Origin of the sequence: Sporosarcina koreensis (assembly GCF_001531445.1) — a bacterium.
Classification (GTDB): Bacteria; Bacillota; Bacilli; order Bacillales_A; family Planococcaceae; genus Sporosarcina; species Sporosarcina koreensis_C.
Genome location: NZ_LQYA01000245.1, coordinates 22672 through 44383, shown reverse-complemented (window position 1 = coordinate 44383; position 21712 = coordinate 22672). Strand labels below are relative to the sequence as shown.

Below are 21712 nucleotides of genomic sequence, written 5' to 3'. Positions count from 1 at the left end.
GATTGCTTGAGCGAATTTATGCAATTGTATTCTTTTTTGTTCTCTTAAAGCACACCAAAAGGAGGTGAGAACATGAACAAACCAATCATCTGCGGCGAAATGTCGCAAAATCAAAAGAAAATCTTTCAGTTATTCGGCAATCTGGCTGGCGAAATGAGAATCGAAGATATTCCGACTGCTCCGTCCGTCAATATCGACGAATTGAAGAAAGGGGATTCGGATCCATTAGAGGTGGTGGTAGAAATTCCTGCTTCAAAGTCTAAGCGCGGATGGAACTATACGGCTAACTCATTGAAGAATATCGTAGATACGGTAAACAGCAGCACATTGAATGGTTTCCTCGGTCACCAGAAACCCGAGGATGTAAGCAATCAGTTCTTGCCTCCGGTCACCCATTGGGTCGGCGCGAAGATGGTAGGAGAGATTGCTTATTTTCGTGGAGTTGTGGATGCGGCGGCGACTGATTTAAAGCGCTGGATCAAGTCGGGACGAATCAAGCAGGTATCCATTTTTGGTATGCCAAAGCTGCAGCGATCCGGAAAAGAAACGAACGTAGTTGGTTATGAACCGATGTCGATTGACTGGACGCCGCTCGATCGGGCGGGAATGAGCACTCGCATAGTTGCGATGAGTGGTGAAATGTGGGACCTAGACGGTGAAGGACCATCAGGAGAAATGAAAGACGATAAGGGAGGAAAAGCAATGAATCCAGAAGAAGTATTGGCAGCATTGAAAACAATGCTCGGAAACAAACAACTAACAGTCCCGATGATTGCTGGCGAAATGGGATGGAAGCCAGAAGAAGTAGCGGCGGATATCGACGAGAAGTGGGTGAAAGAAATCACTACATCAGTTGATACGTTGAAAAAGGTTGAAAAAGCACTCGGCATCTCCGGTGAAGTGGATATCGTGAAAGTTTCAGAAGATGCAGCAAAAGCGATTGAAGCTCAGAAAACAGCTGACTTCGACAAGGTCGTCGGTGAAATGATAGATAAGAAAATCGAGTCTGATTCAATCAAAAAGGACATCAAAGACGACAAGACGGTCATTGGCAAGTTGTGGTCGTATCATGCAGCAGGAATTACTCCTGATATGGCCGATGATAAGATTGCCGGTGAAATGGACGCTTTCCTTGCTGACGAGAGTGTGAAGTCCATTATCAGCAATTATCATACTGATAAGCCTGCTTCACTTGGCGGCGTATCCGGCCCCCAAAAGACCAACCAATTAAAAACTAAGCGTGTATCGCTTTAAGGAGGAAGAACACACATGCCAGAAGCAAGAGCATATCCAACAACAACGTATCAATCGTACCGCGCGAAAGTATCTGATGGAAAAAGTGTCCGGGTAAAGGTTCCTGAAAATACAACAGTCGTCGCTAATCAGTTCTATGAAATGGACGGTTTTTTCGGTCCTGCATTTCAATCTGTGACTACGGGGGTGGGAGAGACTTCTGAAGCAATTCTGAACATCGAACAAGCGGAATATGAAACCGATCAAATTCAAACGACAAAAGCATTCAAAGTCGGCGATAAAATTTATTTCACTGGTGGCAAGTTCACTCCTGACGAAGGTGCAGCAGAAACACCTAACCGTCTTGTCGGGCGTGTAACACAAGGTAAAGACCAAAATAACGTTATCTGGTTCATTCTAGGACCACAGGTTTAAGGGGAGGAGATAAACAATGAGAACACATTCAATCGAAAGCCTAAAAGAACAGCGCCGTAAAGGGACCATCGAAACCGAGGTTCCTTTTATTTTTAACGGGAAACAGGAAACTGTTCCGAAAAAGATTGTCAATGGAGAAATGGAAATCATTGATATTGATAAACCGTTTGGAGAAATGATGACATCTGAAACATCTCGAAAAGAGCTAGTTCAGAAAGTGGTATTGGACGTGGAGTTAGGGCGAGAGGAAGTCCCTGTGCTTTACAAACCGATCTATGAGACATTAACCGACCCTAATTTCCCGAAAGAGTTTGAAGCGAAATGGGCGCAAAGAGGAACGGTTATCTTCTTCGAACACTTAGAAGGTGAAGAAGTGAAATTCGGTTCCCTTCAAGCGGAAAGCGGTCCAATCGCTCGTCTGAAAGGTTATGCAGCTGGTTTCGAATACACGAAGGAAATGGAAATCTTTAATCAGATGTTCAATTTCGAGATGCTGAATAAAGCTTTTGGCGAAGCGCACAACGCACTGCTTAACCATTTGCATCTTGGTCCAATCATTCAATATGGCTACAAGGCGGCTAACAAGACTGCACCTGTTTATGTGAAGCCTGATGGCAATACAGGCACGCAAGCAGACGCGCACTATATGCTTTCGTTGCGTGGTACTTTGCGTAAAGCCTTGAAAGATACACGTACAGCTAAACGCCCGGGTACGATTCTTCTTGCGAATTCAGCAGATAAAGAAGACATCCAAGAAGCACTTGGCAGCATGACGCTTCAGGCTACTCCGTACGGAGCGACAGCAGGCATTACGGATATCATCTACTACGATGGATGGGAAACAGACGTTGCGCGTAAGTCGTACGCTTATGAAGGTGTGCCACAAGGCAAAGCATACCTGATCCGACCTAAACGTGGCTTTAAAGAATTGGTGAAACAAGGACTGCAAATCAATTCTACAATTGGAGATCTCAGCCGTTTGGTCCAAGCGCAGATTGTGGGTGACTTCTGGCGTGGAGTTTTCGCTGCGGTTGAGGAAAATGTTCAAGAAATTACCCTTCCTGGACAATAAGGCGGTGGTATAAATGGAGCCAACAGTATTGAACCTCAAACGGTTGCGGCTCATGGTGAATGACCCTGCTCCGGTTGGGGCGGGGGAAGCGCCCTTGTTTACTGATGAAGAACTAACTTTGATGTTTATTGAATATGACAACATTTTCTCGCTTGCTGCTGAGATCTGGACGATTAAGGCTGGGTTAATCCAAGGCGATATCCAATCGTATTCGTCCGGAAACGAGAGGTACGATCTTACCTCCATGAAAGATCTTTACACTCATGCGCTTTCTATGGCGAAACAATATGCGGAGAAAGCGGCAGGGTTGGTTGATGAGGAAGAGGAAGAAAGTGCAGGTAGTTTCATTCTCAAATTCCGCACTCCGGATGTGATGTAATGAAAAACCTTGTTGAAATGCGACGGAAGCATACGAAATGGAACATTGAACAAAACCCATCCGAAATTTTGATTCATCGAACCGAAAAGCGAAAAGGTGTAGGCCACATCGAAGAAGTTGAAAGCGATGTTGGCCCTTTTGTTGTTCGTATTTTTGTTTCGCAGTCCAATACAAACCAAAAAGTTGTGACACTTGCAGGTGAAAAACAGGTGGATCGCTACTTTGGTTTGTTGGCTGATTTCGAAGCAGATATCCAAGCGGGAACGACTGTCAAAGATGAGTTTGAAGCGATGGGGATGAAGTTCCTTGTGAAAGCAATCTATCCCCAAACGATCAACGGTCAAATAGTCGGTTATCAGGGTGAGCTCGAAAGGGTGATGTGAAATGGCCTTTGGAGAACAGACAAAAGAATACATTGACCGCAAAAGAGCAGGATTGCACCTGTTAGCTATAAATATTGGTAAAACCTTGGAATCCGAAGCGAAAATGAACGCAGCGTGGACGGATCGCACCGGTAATACCAGGCGTGCTATTCACGGTGGCGGTGATAAGACCAAAAAAGGTGCCACTGCGTACCTCGCCCATGGTTCCATGGTAGGAACGTACTTGGAGGAAGGAACGGGGATATACGGTCCGCACCGGACGCCTATCGTTCCGGTTCGTGCTCAAGCAATGCGCTTCACGATGGGCGGAAAAGTTGTGTTTGCTAAACAAACCAAAGGGATGCCTGCGCAGCCGATTATCCGACCGACAGCAGATAAGAAGTGGCCGGAGATTCAGCGTGTTGTCCGGAAGTATTGGGAGGGAACATAATGCGCGATGAATTAAGGAATATCCTTGTTGCGAATGTTCCGATGGTCAATGGCGAGGTTTGGGAGCCGTCCGCGGCTGGGCCGGACCTTCCGAAACCGTCATTAGTATTGAGAGAAGCGTCACAGGACGTCGGACAGGCATATGCGGATTACACGTCGTTATATGAAGTGTGGCCATATGTCAGACGCACGACGTTTAAACAAGTAGATGCCGTATCGAAAGAAGTCATTTCAGCGCTTCATCAGAAGCGTTTTGATGTAAACGGTGTTCCTCACTATGCCGAATACATTGGAACAGCGTCAGAGGACATCGTGGATGATGAATGGGACGCACTGACACGTGGCTTGCGCTTTCAAATCTACTCACTGGCATGGTTGCTGCATCAACCGATTGAGCCGGATCCCGTGCAAGCGATGCAAGCATGGTCGATGAAGAACTTCCCGTCATTGCAACTCGACCCGACGATATGGTCACCGTCCAATGTTACTCCGGCTCTTTACTGGCGGACAGACGCGACAACAAGAGTCGAACCGATGAACTGGGGTGCATGGATCACTATGCAACTTAACGGGCATGTGATCACGCCTGATGCATCAATTCGTAGACAATACGTTGACAGGATTACTCGCCAATTGGCGATAGATCATGTGGCGTGGATGTCGGATAAATCAAAGATGCGTTTCTTGGAAGTGTCTGCAGATGACGGCTACGACCCGTTTAGAGATGGGCAAATCAGATTAACAGTGAGATTCGGCGTGCTGAGAGAACTGGAAGTGTATCCGTTCTTGAAACACACTTATTTTGATGAGAAAAGAGGTGGAGAGGTCCATGTCGAATGAAAAAAACAAGATCCCAGAAGTGACTGCGGAGCAGGTGGCAAATGCGGTAGTTCCGAAGCCTGAAGTGAAGGCCGAGTCAGAATCGAACAAAGCATTTGCGGTTGAAACACTTTATACAAGAGAAGAAATCCAAGCGTCCCCTTCTGCTTTTGGCGTACTGCCGGAAGTGTTGGCGGGCGCTTTATCGTTGGTTGAAGGGGAAAAACTGTCACGCTCTCAAGTTCAAGGAGCGATTGAACAATTCAAGAAAAGAAAGGTGTGAAATAGATGATTGGAGCAATGTTTAAGCTAGGCGAGCAGAAATCCCGTCCTGGTGTATATACCCGATGGTATAACGCGGGTGGCTTTTCACGATTTGCGAGAGCGCTTGGTGTGGGTGCTGCTGTAATTAAAGCCAATTGGGGACCAATCGGACAAATCATCACGGTTGAAAACAGAGATGAAGTGAAAGAAAAGATTGGAACTGGAGTGGGTGCAGATGTTGTTAGAGAGATTTTCGAAGGCGGAGCCTATGTTGTTCATGCCGTTCGTATCGGTACTGGTGGAAGCCCTTCGACAGCTAGTTTAACAGTTGGGGAGACAGGGTCGTTGGAATTGAAGACTAAATATCCGACATCCCGACAATTTTTCGTAACTGTCAGGGACGCCCTCGACCCGTCACAAAAAGAGCTCCTTGTTTTTGAAGGTGGTCGTCAAATCGAATCATTGACGTTCGATGCAGGTGAAGGGGAAGCGACAGCACTTGTTGCAGAAGTGACTGCGAGAAGTAAGTACCTGAGTGCAACTGCAACTGATTCAGGAGTTGTGAAAGCAACCATCAATAAAGAATTGACAGGTGGGACGGATCTGGAGACGGTAGCTGAAGACTATACGACATCGTTCGGGAAAACCGAAACGAAGTTCTATGATTCGATTACAGTTGATTCGGAAGACCCTGTCATTCATGCAGCACTTCATGCATTCGTTCGCCGGAAAATTGGTGAAGGGTATCGCATGACGATGTTTGTAGGAGAGAAGCCATCAGTCGATTTTGATACTCGCATTTCTCACGCAAAGGCTTTCAACGACTTCGCGGTTGCTTATATCGGAAATGGTGTACAAACGACCACAGGCGTACTAGTGGGCGCGACAGCGGCGGCTCGTGTGCTTGGAGAATTCATTTCTGGTTCCTACAAATCTAGTTTGACAGGAAGGATCATTACGGGCGGTGTAGGCATCGAAGGGGAGCTGACAGCCTCTCAGTACGACGAAGCGGCCCGAAACGGCATGATGGTGTTCTCACTCAATGCAGACGGCATCCCTCAGATTGACTACGGCATCAACACGCTTGTCTCGCTTGGCGAAGATGAGGATGAAGGATGGAAGAAGTTGCGCCGTGTAAGGACGCGTTATGAGCTGATTGACCGAATCACAACACAAATTTCAAGAGCTATGTCTAATAACGTGGACAACAGTCCAGACGGAAGACAATTCTTGATCACCCTGGCAAACGGCGAAATCGGGCAAATGACCCGAGAAGGTGGTCTGTTATCGGGTGAAATGATTGTTGATCCGGATACAGCTCCAGAAGGTGATTCCGCGTGGTTCAAATTTGATAATCTGGTCGATCTGGACGGGCTTGAGAAGGCTTATCTTGCATTCGGATTCCAGTATTGATAGGGAGGTAATGAAGAATGGATGGACGCTATATTTTTAGATCATGTGTGCCAGATGGAGACGTGACAATTGCTAACGTCACTCCCGGTGAAGTTTTGAACAGGGATTGGACATTTCGTGCAAACTTGCCACCTGAAATTCAGGAGGCATTAGATGCGGGCGAATTCGATCCGCGGAACATCCTGACGGGCAAAGACGGGGAGTTGTATGACGAGGATGGCAACTTTCTGGCGGAAGTGAACACGTGGCAGATGTCGGTTAGCTTTACGAATACGGACTACAATCCAGCGGGTAAAAAAATCACTTGGGCTATCCCAACGAACTACTCGTTGACTTTGACATTCACAGAAACGATTATCCGCGATTCAATCATGCTTCAAAAAGCACTGACCGGATTAAAAGATCGTTCAAAAGGTGCGAACTTAAACTTTACAGGCGTGCTTCGTACAGACGCTGCATAATCGGAGGGAATTATAGATGACTGAAGAAAAATTGAATCAAGATGAATTGTTGGCCGTGGAGGAAGATGTCCTGCGCGGTATTTTAGGTGCTTATGAAAATAACCAAGACGACACGGTGACAATCGAGATTGCACGCGGAGGGAAGACGTTCTTCGCATTCGATATCCGCGGCTTGTCTGAAAAGGAGTACAACGACCTACAGGATCGCGCTACAAAATTCAAAAAGGCGAAAAACCTCGGCGGTGTCAAAGTGGCAGAGGAAACAAACATTACAAAATTCCGTAGCTTGCTCATTTATCATGCAACTGTTCCTGAGCACCGCAAGAAACTTTGGGATAACAAACAAGCGTGGAATCAACTGAATGTGCTGAACGGTCCGGATTTGATCGACAAAGTATTGAAAGCAGGTGAAAAGTCCGCAATCATCGATAAAATTGATGACTTGTCTGGATTCGGGACCGAAAGTGACCAATTAATAAAAAACTCATTGGAGCAGGAGGAAAACTAACTCTCCTGCATGAGATTTTTCAAAGGACAGGACGTTTGCCTGATGAAATCATGAGCAAACCGGATGGCATTCAAAAATTTGCTTTCGAGTCAATGAAATATCAGTTGGAAAAGGAAATAGAAGAACGGAAATCTATAAATAGCATGGCGGGCAGGAGGTGACTGAATGGCCAAAAGAGAGGTTTATCGTATTGATATACCGATCGAAGCATCAGACGGCTACAGCAAGGAAATCCGCTCTGCTGAAAAGCAAGTTACAAAGTTTGAAGGGGCAATCGAAAAGACAACTCGTCGAGTCAATAAGCGCTTGAATGACTTAACAAACGGCAGGTGGTCCGTAACTTTACGAGCGGTAGACCAAGCTTCCCGCGTTGCATCTCGAGTAGCGTCATTCATTAACCGCACAGCAAGCCGCAGTTATCGTTTTACGCTTCGAGCTGTCGATATGGCTACAAGCACCATTCGGAACATAGGACGTATGATCACAAGCATACCTGCCGTCATAACAATCGCCCTTTCAGTCGTTGGCATCGGTAAATTGAAAGATGCAACAGTAGGGGCTGCCATGAGTTTCGAGCAGTACGAAGTCTCAATGACCCACTGGTTAAATGGAAACGTCACACAGGCAAAAGAGCTTGTGAAATGGATGGGGCAATTCGCTGATACAACCCCATTCAGCTCGGTTGAATTGTTTCCTGCATTAACCCGAGGAATCGGAGTCTCTAATGGCGATGTTGATCAAGCGAAACAACTACTTCGCCTGGCTTCGGACATGTCCTCGCTAACCCCGGGCTCATCGGTTTCCGATGCCATGGAGGCGTTAGCAGATGCTCAAATGGGCGAGATGGAACGTCTGAAAGCCTTTAACGTGAAGTTTTCGAAAAAGGATTTCGACAAGATCGGTTATGCTGGCGTTATCAATGAACTAACAAAGAAATTTGAAGGCGGAGCGGGTAAACTCGCAAAAACGTCTGCAGGTATCCTAGCTACGTTATCAGGTTATCGCAGTTCGATCTTCCGTTCATTCGGAACAGGTTTTCTTGAACCAATGAAACCGCGCCTTGATGCGATTAATAAATGGCTTGAAAATAACCAAGAAACTTGGGGCCGTTGGAAAGAAACGGTCCGTAGCGCCGGTGAGGGTGCATCTGAATGGGCTTTTTCAAAGATAGAAACAGGCTTCTCTTATATTCGTGACCGATACTTGAACAATGATGATTTCAGGAACTTAAATTTCCAAGGCCAAGTCGGTTTTATTATGGGTGATATCAACCAATGGTGGACGGATAAAGGGAAACCCGCTGTCAGTTCGTGGTGGGAGTCATCTGGTAAGCCATGGGCCGAAGAAACAGGGTTGTCGATTGGGAAAACTATTTTCAACGGTATTGTTCTTGGTATCAAGGAAGGCCTTAGCTCAATCGGCGGTCTTTGGCAAAATGCATTCGAGGATCCATCAGCTAAATCCATCGGAGGGGCGGCAACTGCAACCGTGTTAGCAGGAGCGGTTGGAAGTATGCTTCTCTCTCCTTTCCTAAGAGCAGGCGGAGGACTGTTGAAAGGCGGGAAGTGGGTCGGGGGGCATATCGGTAAGTTCGGAAAGCAAGGAGTCAAAGGCACTGGGTCGGCGCCTACTGTTGCGACAGCGAAACCGTCTGCTCCTTCAACTCCGGCGAAACCAATGCCTGTAATCCTGGACCAATACGGCAAACCATTACCACCATCTGGCGGACCGAAACCAAGACCTGCGCCTAAACCATCAACTCCCAGTGGCGGAGGATTTGCCAGAATGCGATTGATACGCAGAATCCCTATACTTGGCACACTTCTAGGAGGAGCTGCTATTGCAACTGCTGCAAAGGATGATCGGCCAAAGGTTATCGGGGGCGTAGCCGGAGGACTTGCCGGTGCAAAAGGCGGAGCATTAGCAGGTGCTGCATTGGGTTCTGTTGTTCCAGGCATCGGCACGGCTATCGGAGGAGCTGCAGGCGGTCTGATCGGCGGAATCGGAGGTGCAATTGGCGGCGAGTGGATCGGTAGTCATTGGGACACAATCAAAGAAAAAGCGGGCGAGGCGGGAAACTGGATCAAAGATAAATGGTCCGGTTTTTCTGGTTGGTTTGGTGATTCTGTGTGGACGCCGATCAGCGACGGGGCTATCAACGCAGTTAACTTTGTAGCGGGTATGTGGTCTTATGGCAAAGATGCCGTAGGTCTCGTTTGGGGACCGGTCAGCGATTGGTTTGAGACAAATGTTTGGGCACCGGTATCAGCAGGAGTCGAAGCGGTAGGGAACTGGTTAGGCGAGAAGTTCGAATCTGGTAAGAGTATTGTTTCTGCGGCATGGAGTCCAGTTTCTGATTGGTTTCAGGAAAATGTCTGGTCTCCCGTATCCACTGGGGTCGAAGTCGTTGGCAGTTGGATCGGTGAAAAATTTGATGATGGATACGGTGTTGTAAAAGAGGCATGGGGAGCGGCATCTGGATGGTTCGAAGAAAACGTTTGGGGGCCATTAAAGACGGGTGTCGAAGCTGTCGCGAATTGGTTCTCAGAAAAGCTAGACGTTATCAAAACTGGTGCGGCCTCGGTAGGTGATGCCATTTCAGAAAAAGGCAATCTTGCAAAGAAGGGAATTTCTGCCGGCTTTAAAGTATTTACTAGGCGCGGTTCTGAAGAGACAGGATTGCAAACAAGTAAACAAAAAGCTTCCGCATACGCAAACGGCGGCTATATTAACCGTCCTCATATGGGACTTGTCGGCGAAGCGGGTCCTGAAATGATAATTCCGTTATCGTCAGGGCGTCGGAACAGAGCTCTGGAACTATTCGAGCGAACTGGTCGTATGCTCGGCATCCGTCCATATGCTAGCGGGGGATTAGTTGGAAAGCCGGTTGAACCAGTTGTTAATTCAATGACTTACCCGGCACCTATTGGACCTATGCCAGCAAGCGTTAATCCATCAATTTCGTTTGGGCCGGTTAGCGTTTCTGTAGAAAATGGCGGTAATGGCGACGTGGATAGTATCATACACGCAGTCATTGAGGAATTTGGGAATGCGGTTATCCCTCAATTGCGTGAAGCATTGGTGAATAGGTATGCATAAGGAGGTGCAGGGATGCAATTTTCATTTGTTGATCCAGTTACGAATAAAGCGCTTGTGCTTCCTATCGCTCCTTCTCGTATGGAGGTTGTGATAGGAACTAAGATACTGACATTTAATCCAATCGCACTCGGAACAATTGAATTACCGCGCGGTCGTTTGCCGATAAAATTTACACTGGAAGGTTTGTTGCCAGGATTAGAGCAGGCAGCTATTCCGGAACGAGAAAACGAAATGAGCCCTAACGAGATAAGTAAAACCATTCAAAAATGGGCGGAAGCGAAAGGGGCAAATGGAAAAAAGCTACGTTTTATCGTAACGGAAACGGACTGGAACATCCCTGTATTCCTCTTGGACTTTAGACCGAGTGCACCTAATGGATACGGGGATGTGAAATACACGCTCGATCTGACCGAATGGCGAGACTTCACAGTGAAAGAAGTAAATTCGGCAACCTCCGGAAAGAAAGAGGTTCGTGAGATAAAACCGAAGCCTAAAACATACACAGTCAAAAAAGGCGACACGCTGTCTGCGATTGCTCGAAATTATGGAGGCTCGGCGAGTAAATGGCTAGAGCTTTGGACGGCTAATAAAGGGAAATTGAAGAGTGGAAATCCTGATCTTATTTATCCTGGAGAAACTCTAACCATTCCGTCGGGGTGGTTGAAATGATTGATTTAACCAAAGTTGATTATCGACTTACCTTGCTGCCCCCAAACGGCTCGAAAATTGACATCACCAATCTAATTGATTCATGTACACATGAAGAAATGGATGGCGAAATGGCCGCGAGAGTGTCCGTGAAAATGAAAAATGTAAAACGTGCCGATGGATGGATTCATCAGCACGTTTTTCTTGATAAACGCATTGTACTGGAAGCGACTGACGGGAGTGGCTGGAAAGAAATCTTCCGCGGATCCATAAAAAGGTGGAAAACGGTTGCTGAAGATCATACAGTCGAATTTACGGCATATGACCCATCGTTCAATGCAATGATTTCAAAAGAGCATTATTTCTTTCCAGCAGGGATGAAAGCTGATGCAAGTATTAAGCAAATCGCGGTGGAACAAGGCATTCCACTTGGACAAATTGATGGACCAAGTATCCCGCTTGCTAGGAAAATGTATAACGGTTATATCGGGGATACAATCGGTGGCCGTTTGAAAGAAACAAGACTGAAGGGCGGTGGAAGGTTCATTCCCCGTTCAACGGCAGGAAAGTTTGAGATTGTACGGGAGGGCTCCAATAAAACGGTTTACGAACTTACCGATTTAACCGTCAATAGCAGTTCTGATGAACGTTCTATCGAAAACCTTATCACCAAAGTTAAGATTTATGGGAATGAGCCGAAGCCGAAACCTAAGAAAAAGAAGAAGTTGGCCAAAGGTGAGAAGAGGGAAAAAGCCAAAATCAAAACGGTATTGGCGGCAACGCCGAAGAAAGAAGATCCTAACAAGGATAAACGACCGAAAATCAGTGTAACTGTTAATGGTGATACAAAGTTTGGCGTTATTCAGGAAGTCTTGTATAGTTCGAATTTCGACAATATGGCGGCTGCGAAAGCGGCTGCTCAAGAGATACTAGATGAAAAAGGAAAACCGGAAATCAATCGTCCTCTTACGCACCCTGATATTCCATGGGTACGGAAAGGCGACTTAATAAAAATCAATTCCGGCACAATCAATGGTGATTGTATCGTTGAGAGCGTTTCACGAAACACGCAATCTCGAATGATGACTTTGAAACTGAGAGGGAGATGAGGATGGTAAGATATTCTTTTGTGAACGAACTAGCAGCGATCATGACAGATACATCTGAAAATGCCACAAATGAAGCCATCCGATATCCTGTGCTCGGGACGTTGGATGACGATTTAAATTTAATTGTTGATGGATTCAGCCGGCCTATACCTGAAAAGGAATACGAGGTGATTGAGCCTGTCGTCAATATGTTCCAGCAGCCGGATGAGGAGTATGACACGTTTGTCGAAGACTACCGTTTGGAGCTCCTTTTACGTCCTGGTGATCGCGTCTTATGCATTCCTATTGAAGATGGCCATACTTTCGTGGTTGTAGGGCAGGTGATGTAAATGGTCAATCAACTATATCCTTCGTTTGATGCCCCCGACTTGATGGCGGACGAGGAAGTCGAAACGCTTCAAGATGTGTATGCTTATAAATTCGATTACGAAAACGAGAAGCTTGTCGTCACAGGGACGGGAAAAGCGGTTAAAGGCGACCAAATAGATGCTTATCGATTCTGGGCCGTCAAATGTTGCATAACGGAGCGCTTTAAATATCGATCGTATAGTAGTGACTTCGGTATTGAGTTTGAAGCGATTATGGCGGCTGACTATCCTCGGCCAATAGCGGAGAGTGAGATAAAACGAACGATTACGGAAGCATTGATGGTGGATGAAAGAACAGTTTCCGTTACCGGCTTCAGTTTCGAGTGGGAGGGTGACTCATGTTGGATTAATTTAAGCTTGGAAAGTGTGTACGGAACAGATTATGTCGAAATTAGAAGGGGTGGTGAATTGAGTGGAAGAATTCGTGCTGCCTGATTTTTTGCAAGAAACCGAAGAAGAAACACATCAAAAGATGATACGCATGGCCCCTCCGAATATTGATACTGCGGAGGGGGCTTTATATTGGGACCATACGAGACCGACTGCGCGAGTTAAGGACGAACTTGTTGGTTATGAGCTAACCTTGACATTAATGATGAAGTTTCCACAATTTGCTGTCGGACCCTTCCTTGATTTACACGGCGACCCTGTGGGAGTGTACAGACGTCCAGCTGTCCCTGCAATTGGAGAGGCCACGTTTGAAGGGGCGTTAGGTACCTTCATTCCAGTTGGGACGGTTGTTACAACGATTGGTGATGATAACGAGGCAAGTCTTCTCTACGAAGTGATCGAAAGTGGTGTCATTGATGAAAGTGGCTTGATCACCCTACAAATTAATGCAGTTGAGCCAGGTTCGTCTGGGAATGTGCCGATTGGCTCGATACAAGGTATCACAAAATCTATTTCAGGCCTTACCAATATTTACAATACCAAACCGACAAAAGACGGTGCTGACCAAGAAGATGACGATTCATTTCGCGAACGGATCCTGGACAGACATCGAAACAAGCCTTTGAGCGGTGCAAGACGCGACTATGAACGATGGGCGAAAGAAGTACCGGGCGTTGGTGATGTTATTGTCATCCCTCTATGGAATGGTCCTAAAACGGTGAAGGTGTTGATTACTGATAGCGAACGTCAGCTTGCTTCTGCTGAATTGATTACTGCTGTCAAGAATCACATTGATCCAGTTGACGGTATGGGCGAAGGAGTCGCTCCGATAGGCGCTGTGGTTACTGTAGACACACTTACATTGGTTCTAGTAAATGTGGAAATGTCGTTAGTCTTGGAAGAAAACTATCTACTTGAGGATATTTTAGATAGTATTAAAAGCAATCTCAATTTATATTTCGCAGATAGAGAAATCATTAAATGGTCCGAGGCGGTAGCCGTCATTGTAGGAACGGAAGGTGTAGCAGATCACAGCGGTTTACTATTGAATGGCAGCACCGAAAACATCTTGTTAAACCAAGGTGAAAGGGCAGCTATAGGAGAGGTGATAGCTGCGTGACGACTAAAATTACTACGGAAACTGGTAGAGATATGCTTCAGTCTGTGACGCCGATTTACAATAACGATGAATTAGCACTGGCGGTTTTTGAAGCAAATGGACGTGTGATGGATGAAATCAGGAAAGTTATTAAGGATCTAAAGCACGAGATGTTTCCTCAACACGCCAGCTGGACTCTTGGTTATTGGGAGAGCATGTTGAATATAAAGACAAACAAGAACCTTTCAGATGCTGAGCGTGTCCAGAAGATTCTTTTTGAACTGAATAAGTACTTCCCGATTACTCGTAAGAGAATGGAGCAAATCGTGAATGTTCATGTCCAAAATAGAGATGCGAAAGTTATTGAGGACAGGGGTGAATACTCATTTACGATTCAAATTCCATCGGAAAATTTGATTATTACTGCAGATATTCACAGGGATGTCGAAGAGGCAAAGCCTGCACATTTAGCGTATATGATTTCTGTCTTGGCTGATGAATTGAGGGCAATCATCCGCGCCAAACAATACACCTTCCCAGTCCCCTACCCGGTCACCGGCACATTTCACACGGCACCAATCGGCGGAGTAGCGAGCAAAGCAACTATGGCAGCCGAATCAAAAGCATATGCAAACTCAGTCCCGTACCCAGTGACCGGGACTTTTTATTGTACACCGGAAGGAGGTTATTAGATGGTTTCACTTTTGGAAGATGAAACGCTGAAATTTTGGGACCGATTAATCGTCGGTGCTAAAGTGACAATCGACGGAGTGGAGCAAAGTTATCCAATCCATGAGTCTTCGTATATAGAGGGTAACATGCTAAAGAAATTCGTATATCTTGAATCCGAATCCGGCCATGTTACACATGCTTACGTCCATGATCAGCACGGACGTCGGATCTGGGAGCAAACTATGAATATCCGAAAAGATGAGGACGGGATTATGGTCACGTTCTTTTTTGAATTGGAACTGAAGGAAGGTGTTAGCGTTGGGTGAACCATATGTATACGTGCCATTTCACTGGCTGGATCGAATTGTCGAATTAGACGAGTTTGGTAATGTTGTCTACGAAAAGGATGCAGAAGGAAAAATTGTTTATGAATCAGATCAGTTCGGCAATTTAATCTTACATCCGATTACAAAAGATCCAATTCCCAAACCAAAATTAATACAAGATGGGACCCGGCACTCTGCTGGACGTGAAAACCACCAAGAGCAAGGTATCGCTAAATCTCACGAACGCCTAGACGGCCATGACAACGAGCTCTTACGCATCAAAATCCAATTGGAACTCGACGGCAAAGCCCCAGGCAACTCCGGAACCTTTGCCGATACGTTTGACGGCGAGCCTAACAAGCTGGTGCGTCAGACAGCCCGTGCAGTCCTGACAGCTCCACGATCGGCGGGCACGACGGTCCTTAACGTTGATAAGACGGACGGATTCAAAGCGTTCACCGAGGTCACTATTTACGACGGGACCAACAGCGAAGACGTGCTTATCACGGACGTAACGGCATCGACAATCACTGTCCAATCGTTACAAAACGATTACGTCAAAGGCGCGATCATCGCCCGTAGTAATGCGGAGATTAAAGATGGCCGGATGGGTCAAGGTAGCTGGGGTACTTATTCTGTTTCGGAAGTAGAGGTGATGTGAGATGGCCAAGTATAATTATGATAGGTACAGTATTAATTATTCATGGAGAGAACCCCCGATAGGCGCCACCGGGACAATAGGTACTAGATTAGGAGGACTTCATAAAACTGCTAAATGGAATTCGACAGAAGGTAAATACGTACTTTCCGACCCTTATGACCCTTACAACTATATACCGGCGGGAAGCGTCGCTTACCACTATCGTCCCGAGGCAGACGGATATTTAGATAAGTACACTAGTAGAACAGGTCAATATGGTGATGCGGATGTTACTTGCGATAGGGAAATACGCTATAACAAAGACAAGACACAAGTCCGAACTCGCGGTTTATATAAAAATACAGTACAAGCCGAGGACGGGACATATCCAATAAACGGACCTCACATTGACGGTAATTGGTACGTTAGAACTTCTTTAGCTAACACAGCACCAACAACTCCCGGCGCATTTACGCAACCGACCGGCGAATTAGAAATCGGCGATTCAAAAGTATTTTCGGTGGGTGCTTCTACAGACGCGGAAGGAAATCTGTCCAAATATATTTGGGAAGCATCCATTAACGGGGGTGCATTTTCAAAAGTTGGCGAAACATCAACGCCAAGCCTGACGTATAAGATTCCTACTGCAACATCGCTAAGAATGCGCGTTAAAGCGGTGGATTCCGGCGGACTTGAATCAGGTTATCGTGATAGTGCAACGTTTACGGTAACCAAGCCGAAGTATTATTGGAGTAAATATAATGCCATTAGAGAGGTTTCATTTAAAGAGGGTGAATGGGTTAGTATCGGCAGAGCAAGTGTTCATAATACTAATTTCTATTATCCGGCATATACCTTTGATACAAAGACGGGTAAATTTTCCCCTAGTGGAGCACATGTGGCGACGCCAGCTCTTGGTAGATATTACGGAATGGAGGGTAGCGGGGGTAAAGGGGTCAAAAGAGTAGATGGCCCTTATTCTGGAATTGAAGATTGGTATTATTTTGATGCCAGTACTAAAAATGCAGTAGAAGAAATTATTTATTCTCGTGGAAGTTTGGTCCAATCAGGACTTCAAGCAATAGAAGGAACCTACCCGAACGACGGCAGGCATTCAGACGGCTTTTATTATGTAAGAGGATCACGTGTCAACCAATCAATCGCTCCACCAGCTCCGTTTACAGTGCCATCATCAGGAGCAATATTGGAACCAAAGCAAGCCTTAACACTAACATTCGGCGCATCTACAGCATCTGCAATCAGCACCTACGAGGTCCAAAGCCGATACAACGGTGGCGCATGGCAAAATGTCGGAACACATACCAACGCATTAACACGTGCATTTACCGTGACGGATGATAAAACATTGACGACAGTCGAGTTCAGGGTACGCGCTAAGAATACGAGCGGAGTCTATTCAGACTACGTTTATTCCGAGGCGTTCACTATCCAGCACAATAAAATTCCGGCGATCACGCTCGAAACCGAAAACAATAAAACGCTGTACGAAAAAGACGCATTCGTCATCAAAGGTACAGCCTTAGAGCCGGACATTGGCGACGTCTTAATTGTCTACTACCGTATCAACGGTGGTACAGCAAGAGGATTCGAAACTAAGGTGTCTGATGGTAAGCCTGTACCATTTAACGAGCAGCTGACGTTTAAGAGCGGCAAGCTATACAAAGGCGAAACGGCCATCACCGGCGCCCTAGCAGACGGCACGCCTCATACATTGGAAGTTTGGGCTACTGACAACCAGGGCGGTAAATCAGAAATTGAGACGCGTACATTTTATGTCGTGCCGAATCGTCCTCCTTCCTTAACGATTGATCCGATCGATTACCAATCTGGACTAATCGATGCAGACAAGGTCACTGTAACAGGAGAATCCTTTGATGCGGATGGCAACGATGTAGTGGTACGCTATCGTATTAACAATGGCATCAATGTTGAAATTCATAACGGCCCTGCCGGAAAGTTTTCGTTTGATGTATCTGTTTCAAAGTTAAAAGATGGCATCAACGACATAGTCGTAGAAGTCTCTGACACGTATGATTTTAAGTATTCTAAGACAATAAAACTTAATCGGATAGAAAACTTAACGCCTTTATTGCAATCCGTTCAACGGTGGACCATCAATCCTCCTGCCGGATCTGCACAAGGCGTTTTATTCTGGATTAAACGGGACGAGTCGCAAGATGTATCCATTGAAATATCCATGACGAACGGCACTGAGCCGGAGAATTTCGTACCTATGGACTTCGATTCAAGCGGTCCAGACGAAATAGGAACGGTAGAGGACTTCTTCAAATACCGTGCTAGTTCTCCTGCAGAAAAAATCGCAATCAAAATATCATGGACAGGCGATAAGCCAATCCATCAGATACAAGGGGCGTTGACGCAATGATTATGGTAAGACGTAAACAGCCAGACGGGTCGTATGGTCCGTTGGAGCCGGCTTTCCCGGAAGTGCCGGAGAACATGGATCCAAATATGCTTATTTTGTATGAAGCTGTCGCTGGGATGCAGGAACAGATAATGATGCAGCAAGAAGAAATCGACCGATTGAAAGGGGGTGCTGAATGATGGTTTATCAATACATGGTGCCAGTGTACGGTCTATTGGTCAAAGCCAGTGCGCGTGAGATTGACAGCCTGCCTAAGCAGTATCAAGTGCCAGTTGCCGAGTATTTGGCGGCTGAGGTCGAAAAAGAAGGAAAATAGTATTAGGTGAATTGAAGGAGTTCCCTCTCTTTCTGTCGAAATATGTAGACAAGGAGGGGAGCTCATGGATGAGCAAGTATTAGAGATTATAGAAAAATTACCCGGTTCTACATCATACTATACAGCTGCATTGTTTCCGTTAATAGCTTATTTTGTCAAAATCGCTATTGACAATTATGAATCTACAGAATTAGAAAGATTGTTAATGAGTAACTTTAAAAAATTCCAAATTGCTCTGTCAAAATATTTCTTTATAGGATTAGCTTTTATAGCGATATTTAATTTGATCCTTAAAAACCAAAACATCATAAGTATAAAAAACAGTGAGGTATTTTATGTTGTATGGTTAGCGTGTTTTATAATAACTATAGCTATTATTTTCTTGCTTGAAATTTTTATTAATTTCATCTTCTCTTTATTCAATATTAAATATGATTACTATATTGTAAACGAAAACAATGAAGATGCTTATCGAGTAATAAAATTAAGTGGTAAACATATACTGGCAGAATCTGAAGGGATATATATGTTCATAGATAATTTTAAGCAAAGAAGATATAGAAAAGTTGCAGTGAGTAATGCCTTTCTTGAAAGTATATATACTTATAGATATCTAAACCAGATACTTTGGGCTATGATTATTTTTGATTTAATATCACTTATTTTTGTGTTCTTTAGCAGCGGGATAATGCAAGCAATTTTCTATATAGTTTTCGTTATTCTGCTTTTGGTCTTTCTGGTAATTTTGACAAACTCAAGAATTTTTACTAGAGAGAATTTATCAAGTACGAATATAATCGAAACAGAAGATCCGTTAATCGATAGTGAACAAAGATGAAGAAGATCGTCCTTAAACGGACGTTCTTTTTATTTTCTTACAAAGAGAAAGGGAAGGGGGTACTTGAATGCAGAAGGGAGAGAGTACCGGTGACTCGTATGGAAGTTACGGGAATTAAAAGCATTGGAGCGCTAGTTATCAGCTTCTTGATTTATTTAATTGATGTGGTGAATGAGGCTGTTGTGGTGCTCGTCTTTTTCATGTTGTTGGACGTCATCACCGGCTTATTACGATCGTGGGTGACAAAGTCATGGGACAGCACAATCGGCTTTTCCGGTATCGTTAAAAAGGTCGGCATATTTATCATGATTGGAATGGCTGCATCAATCGAATTTATGATAATGTCTGTCGGACAGGACCCAAAGGGACTAATGCTTTTAGGCGTCACGTCTTTTTTTATTGTCAATGAGGGCATTTCTGTTCTAGAAAACTGCGCGCAAATTGGGCTGCCTATTCCGGCAGTCCTTTTTAATGCACTTGAAAAGATGCATCGGGATCCATCGGGTAAGGAGCAGAGACTTGCCCGACATCCTATGTTGGATCGTATCGACAAGAAAGAATTGTTGAAAGAGAATGAGGCGCTGCTCCATCAGCTACAGAAGAAAAAGGAGGAAATAACAGATGAAAATCAATTGGAAAGTAAGGATCAAGAATAAGATGTTTTGGCTGGCTATGGTGCCGACTGTTTTGTTGGTTGCGCAAATCGTTGCAGGATGGTTCGGATTTGCATTGGCAGCTGATTTGATCGGCATGGAAGCGACTAATTTTATCAATGCTGTATTTTCATTGCTTGTCATCCTAGGGGTTGTAGTGGACCCTACGACAGAGGGGCTAAAAGATAGTAGACAAGCCTTGCGATATGACCGGCCTAAAGATGATACCCGATGAATTTTGTCGACAAACTAGCACCGTTTGCAGTCAAACACGGACTTGCAAACGGTGTTTTACCGTCGTTAATAATTGCCCAGGGTATCCTTGAATCCGGCTCAGGTACATCGGAACTTGCCAAAAACGCCAATAACCTCTTCGGTATAAAAGCCGGTTCGGGATGGACGGGCCCCACATACACTAAAAGGACAAGTGAGCAGGACGAGGATGGCAATGTCTACTACATCAATGCGGCTTTCAGAAAGTATCCATCCTATGAAGGCTGTGTAATGGACCTAGTCCATAAATACACTCACGGCACCGGATGGGAAGACCACAACCGCTATGCGGCCATACTCAACCAGACAGATTACCGTAAAGCGACTGCTGCCCTTCATGCGGCTGGTTATGCGACGGACATCAAGTATGCGGCAAAGCTTAATGAACGTATCGAACAATATGGATTGACTAAATATGACAAGGAGGTAATCGATATGGTAAAGATTTTTATTGACCCTGGACATGGTGGAACAGATTCAGGAGCAGTCGGTAATGGCCTGAAAGAGAAAGATTTGACCTTGGCTATTTCCAAGCGAATTGAATCTCTTCTCACGGACTATGAAGGTGTCCAAGTCAAATTGAGCCGTACCACTGATCAAACTCTTTCGCTTAAGCAACGGACAGATACAGCGAACGCTTGGAAAGCAGATTTCTTATTGTCTGTGCATATCAATGCAGGTGGTGGAAAGGGCTATGAAGATTTCATTTTCAATGGAAAGGTTAGCAACAAAACAATAGATTTTCAAGCAGTTCTTCATTCTGAAATCACAAAAATGATTCCGGAATTTATTAATCGGGGTAAGAAACGAAAGAACTTACACATGGTCCGCGAATCGCATATGCCATCAATCCTTACAGAATCAGGATTTATTGATAGTCCAGACGACTCCGAACTATTAAAGAGTGATGAGTTTCTCAATCGAGTCGCCCTTGGCCATGTAAATGGTATTGTAAAAGCATTTGATCTAAAGAAAAAAGATGCATCAACGTCAACACCGGCAAAGGAGGACGGCGACTTGAAGTTTACGAGCGGTACACTCAAAAAGGAATTTGAAACGTTTTTAAACAGCAAAGCCCAACGCGAAATTGCTGTCAGGGAAGCTGTAAAACAAGGTTACAACGCCAAGTGGATTAAGGACTTGGAAGAGGGCAAAGCATCTGACGGCGATATAGCCATGCTTGCAATTGGAGCTTTGATTAAAGCGAATAAGTAATATAAGGGCGACTACTCGCGCCGATTTGAGTGGTCGCCTATTGTTATTCGTGAAATCATATTGAGTTTTAAACCTATAAACCATACAATAGACTAAATGATAGTTTATTGATGGGGAGGTTAGCGAGGTTGATACATAGAATAAATGTGAGTGCGGTACTAAAATCCTTGGGGCAAGGAATTAGTGATCCCGCTTTAATTATTGGTGATGATTTTGAAAGATACATATTAAAAACTGAAAAAGTATTTGTTGAAGGGAAACTG

General features: G+C 45.1%; 28 protein-coding genes. All 28 read left to right on the top strand.

Going from position 1 to position 21712, the window contains the following annotated elements; translation table 11 throughout:
• Positions 1-72 precede the first annotated feature (72 nt).
• Entirely contained in the window at positions 73-1254 is a 1182-nt protein-coding gene (locus tag AWV70_RS20350) for a hypothetical protein (protein WP_060210321.1), read from the top strand.
• Between the two features lie 15 nt (positions 1255-1269).
• Positions 1270-1668: a DUF2190 family protein gene (locus tag AWV70_RS20345; RefSeq protein ID WP_060210320.1), complete on the top strand. Its 399-nt coding sequence runs from the start codon at positions 1270-1272 to the stop codon at positions 1666-1668.
• Positions 1669-1684: 16 nt separating this feature from the next.
• Positions 1685-2740 (top strand): hypothetical protein, encoded by a 1056-nt coding sequence (locus AWV70_RS20340; protein WP_060210319.1) that lies wholly within the window; start codon positions 1685-1687, stop codon positions 2738-2740.
• A 13-nt stretch (positions 2741-2753) separates the two neighbouring features.
• The gene (locus AWV70_RS20335; RefSeq protein WP_060210318.1) at positions 2754-3119 is read left to right on the top strand and encodes a hypothetical protein; all 366 of its coding nucleotides are present in this window, start codon (positions 2754-2756) and stop codon (positions 3117-3119) included.
• On the top strand, positions 3119-3502 hold the full coding sequence (locus tag AWV70_RS20330) for a hypothetical protein (protein WP_060210317.1): 384 nt from the start codon (positions 3119-3121) through the stop codon (positions 3500-3502). Before AWV70_RS20335 ends, AWV70_RS20330 begins: the two co-directional genes overlap by 1 nt.
• Position 3503: 1 nt before the next feature.
• On the top strand, positions 3504-3932 hold the full coding sequence (locus AWV70_RS20325) for a hypothetical protein (RefSeq protein WP_060210316.1): 429 nt from the start codon (positions 3504-3506) through the stop codon (positions 3930-3932).
• The gene (locus AWV70_RS20320; protein ID WP_235588784.1) at positions 3932-4771 is read left to right on the top strand and encodes a hypothetical protein; all 840 of its coding nucleotides are present in this window, start codon (positions 3932-3934) and stop codon (positions 4769-4771) included. The genes AWV70_RS20325 and AWV70_RS20320 overlap by 1 nt, the downstream gene beginning before the upstream one ends.
• Entirely contained in the window at positions 4761-5033 is a 273-nt protein-coding gene (locus AWV70_RS20315) for a hypothetical protein (RefSeq protein WP_060210315.1), read from the top strand. Before AWV70_RS20320 ends, AWV70_RS20315 begins: the two co-directional genes overlap by 11 nt.
• Before the next feature lie 5 nt (positions 5034-5038).
• A complete protein-coding gene (locus AWV70_RS20310; RefSeq protein WP_060210314.1) occupies positions 5039-6427 on the top strand; it encodes a phage tail sheath protein in 1389 nt (462 codons plus the stop codon).
• Positions 6428-6444: 17 nt separating this feature from the next.
• On the top strand, positions 6445-6888 hold the full coding sequence (locus AWV70_RS20305) for a hypothetical protein (RefSeq protein WP_060210313.1): 444 nt from the start codon (positions 6445-6447) through the stop codon (positions 6886-6888).
• A 16-nt stretch (positions 6889-6904) separates the two neighbouring features.
• Positions 6905-7396: a phage tail assembly chaperone gene (locus AWV70_RS20300; RefSeq protein ID WP_060210312.1), complete on the top strand. Its 492-nt coding sequence runs from the start codon at positions 6905-6907 to the stop codon at positions 7394-7396.
• Positions 7397-7561: 165 nt separating this feature from the next.
• Complete coding sequence (locus AWV70_RS20295; protein WP_060210311.1) at positions 7562-10495, top strand: hypothetical protein; 2934 nt, start codon at positions 7562-7564, stop codon at positions 10493-10495.
• Between the two features lie 12 nt (positions 10496-10507).
• Positions 10508-11164: a LysM peptidoglycan-binding domain-containing protein gene (locus AWV70_RS20290; RefSeq protein WP_060210310.1), complete on the top strand. Its 657-nt coding sequence runs from the start codon at positions 10508-10510 to the stop codon at positions 11162-11164.
• Complete coding sequence (locus AWV70_RS20285; protein ID WP_060210309.1) at positions 11161-12252, top strand: XkdQ/YqbQ family protein; 1092 nt, start codon at positions 11161-11163, stop codon at positions 12250-12252. The genes AWV70_RS20290 and AWV70_RS20285 overlap by 4 nt, the downstream gene beginning before the upstream one ends.
• A 2-nt stretch (positions 12253-12254) precedes the next feature.
• Positions 12255-12581, top strand: coding sequence for a hypothetical protein (locus tag AWV70_RS20280; RefSeq protein WP_060210308.1), 327 nt, complete (start codon positions 12255-12257; stop codon positions 12579-12581).
• Entirely contained in the window at positions 12582-13055 is a 474-nt protein-coding gene (locus AWV70_RS20275; RefSeq protein ID WP_060210307.1) for a DUF2634 domain-containing protein, read from the top strand.
• Positions 13033-14130, top strand: a complete 1098-nt coding sequence (locus tag AWV70_RS20270) for a baseplate J/gp47 family protein (protein WP_060210306.1) — start codon at positions 13033-13035, stop codon at positions 14128-14130. The genes AWV70_RS20275 and AWV70_RS20270 overlap by 23 nt, the downstream gene beginning before the upstream one ends.
• On the top strand, positions 14127-14801 hold the full coding sequence (locus AWV70_RS20265; RefSeq protein ID WP_060210305.1) for a putative phage tail protein: 675 nt from the start codon (positions 14127-14129) through the stop codon (positions 14799-14801). Before AWV70_RS20270 ends, AWV70_RS20265 begins: the two co-directional genes overlap by 4 nt.
• Positions 14802-15107 (top strand): hypothetical protein, encoded by a 306-nt coding sequence (locus AWV70_RS20260; protein ID WP_060210304.1) that lies wholly within the window; start codon positions 14802-14804, stop codon positions 15105-15107.
• A complete protein-coding gene (locus AWV70_RS20255) occupies positions 15100-15768 on the top strand; it encodes a hypothetical protein (protein ID WP_060210303.1) in 669 nt (222 codons plus the stop codon). The genes AWV70_RS20260 and AWV70_RS20255 overlap by 8 nt, the downstream gene beginning before the upstream one ends.
• A gap of 1 nt (position 15769) precedes the next feature.
• Positions 15770-18154: a hypothetical protein gene (locus AWV70_RS20250; RefSeq protein ID WP_060210302.1), complete on the top strand. Its 2385-nt coding sequence runs from the start codon at positions 15770-15772 to the stop codon at positions 18152-18154.
• Positions 18151-18333, top strand: a complete 183-nt coding sequence (locus tag AWV70_RS20245) for a hypothetical protein (protein WP_060210301.1) — start codon at positions 18151-18153, stop codon at positions 18331-18333. The genes AWV70_RS20250 and AWV70_RS20245 overlap by 4 nt, the downstream gene beginning before the upstream one ends.
• Positions 18330-18470 (top strand): CD1375 family protein, encoded by a 141-nt coding sequence (locus AWV70_RS23955; RefSeq protein WP_160327698.1) that lies wholly within the window; start codon positions 18330-18332, stop codon positions 18468-18470. The genes AWV70_RS20245 and AWV70_RS23955 overlap by 4 nt, the downstream gene beginning before the upstream one ends.
• 64 nt (positions 18471-18534) lie before the next feature.
• Positions 18535-19308: a hypothetical protein gene (locus tag AWV70_RS20240; protein ID WP_060210300.1), complete on the top strand. Its 774-nt coding sequence runs from the start codon at positions 18535-18537 to the stop codon at positions 19306-19308.
• A 98-nt stretch (positions 19309-19406) separates the two neighbouring features.
• A complete protein-coding gene (locus tag AWV70_RS20235; protein ID WP_235588788.1) occupies positions 19407-19964 on the top strand; it encodes a phage holin family protein in 558 nt (185 codons plus the stop codon).
• Positions 19930-20196: a phage holin gene (locus AWV70_RS20230; protein WP_060210298.1), complete on the top strand. Its 267-nt coding sequence runs from the start codon at positions 19930-19932 to the stop codon at positions 20194-20196. The genes AWV70_RS20235 and AWV70_RS20230 overlap by 35 nt, the downstream gene beginning before the upstream one ends.
• Positions 20193-21449, top strand: coding sequence for an N-acetylmuramoyl-L-alanine amidase (locus AWV70_RS23110; protein WP_082713739.1), 1257 nt, complete (start codon positions 20193-20195; stop codon positions 21447-21449). Before AWV70_RS20230 ends, AWV70_RS23110 begins: the two co-directional genes overlap by 4 nt.
• A gap of 110 nt (positions 21450-21559) precedes the next feature.
• The coding region (locus AWV70_RS25650) for a hypothetical protein (RefSeq protein WP_414714856.1) at positions 21560-21712 on the top strand (153 nt) is incomplete at its 3' end.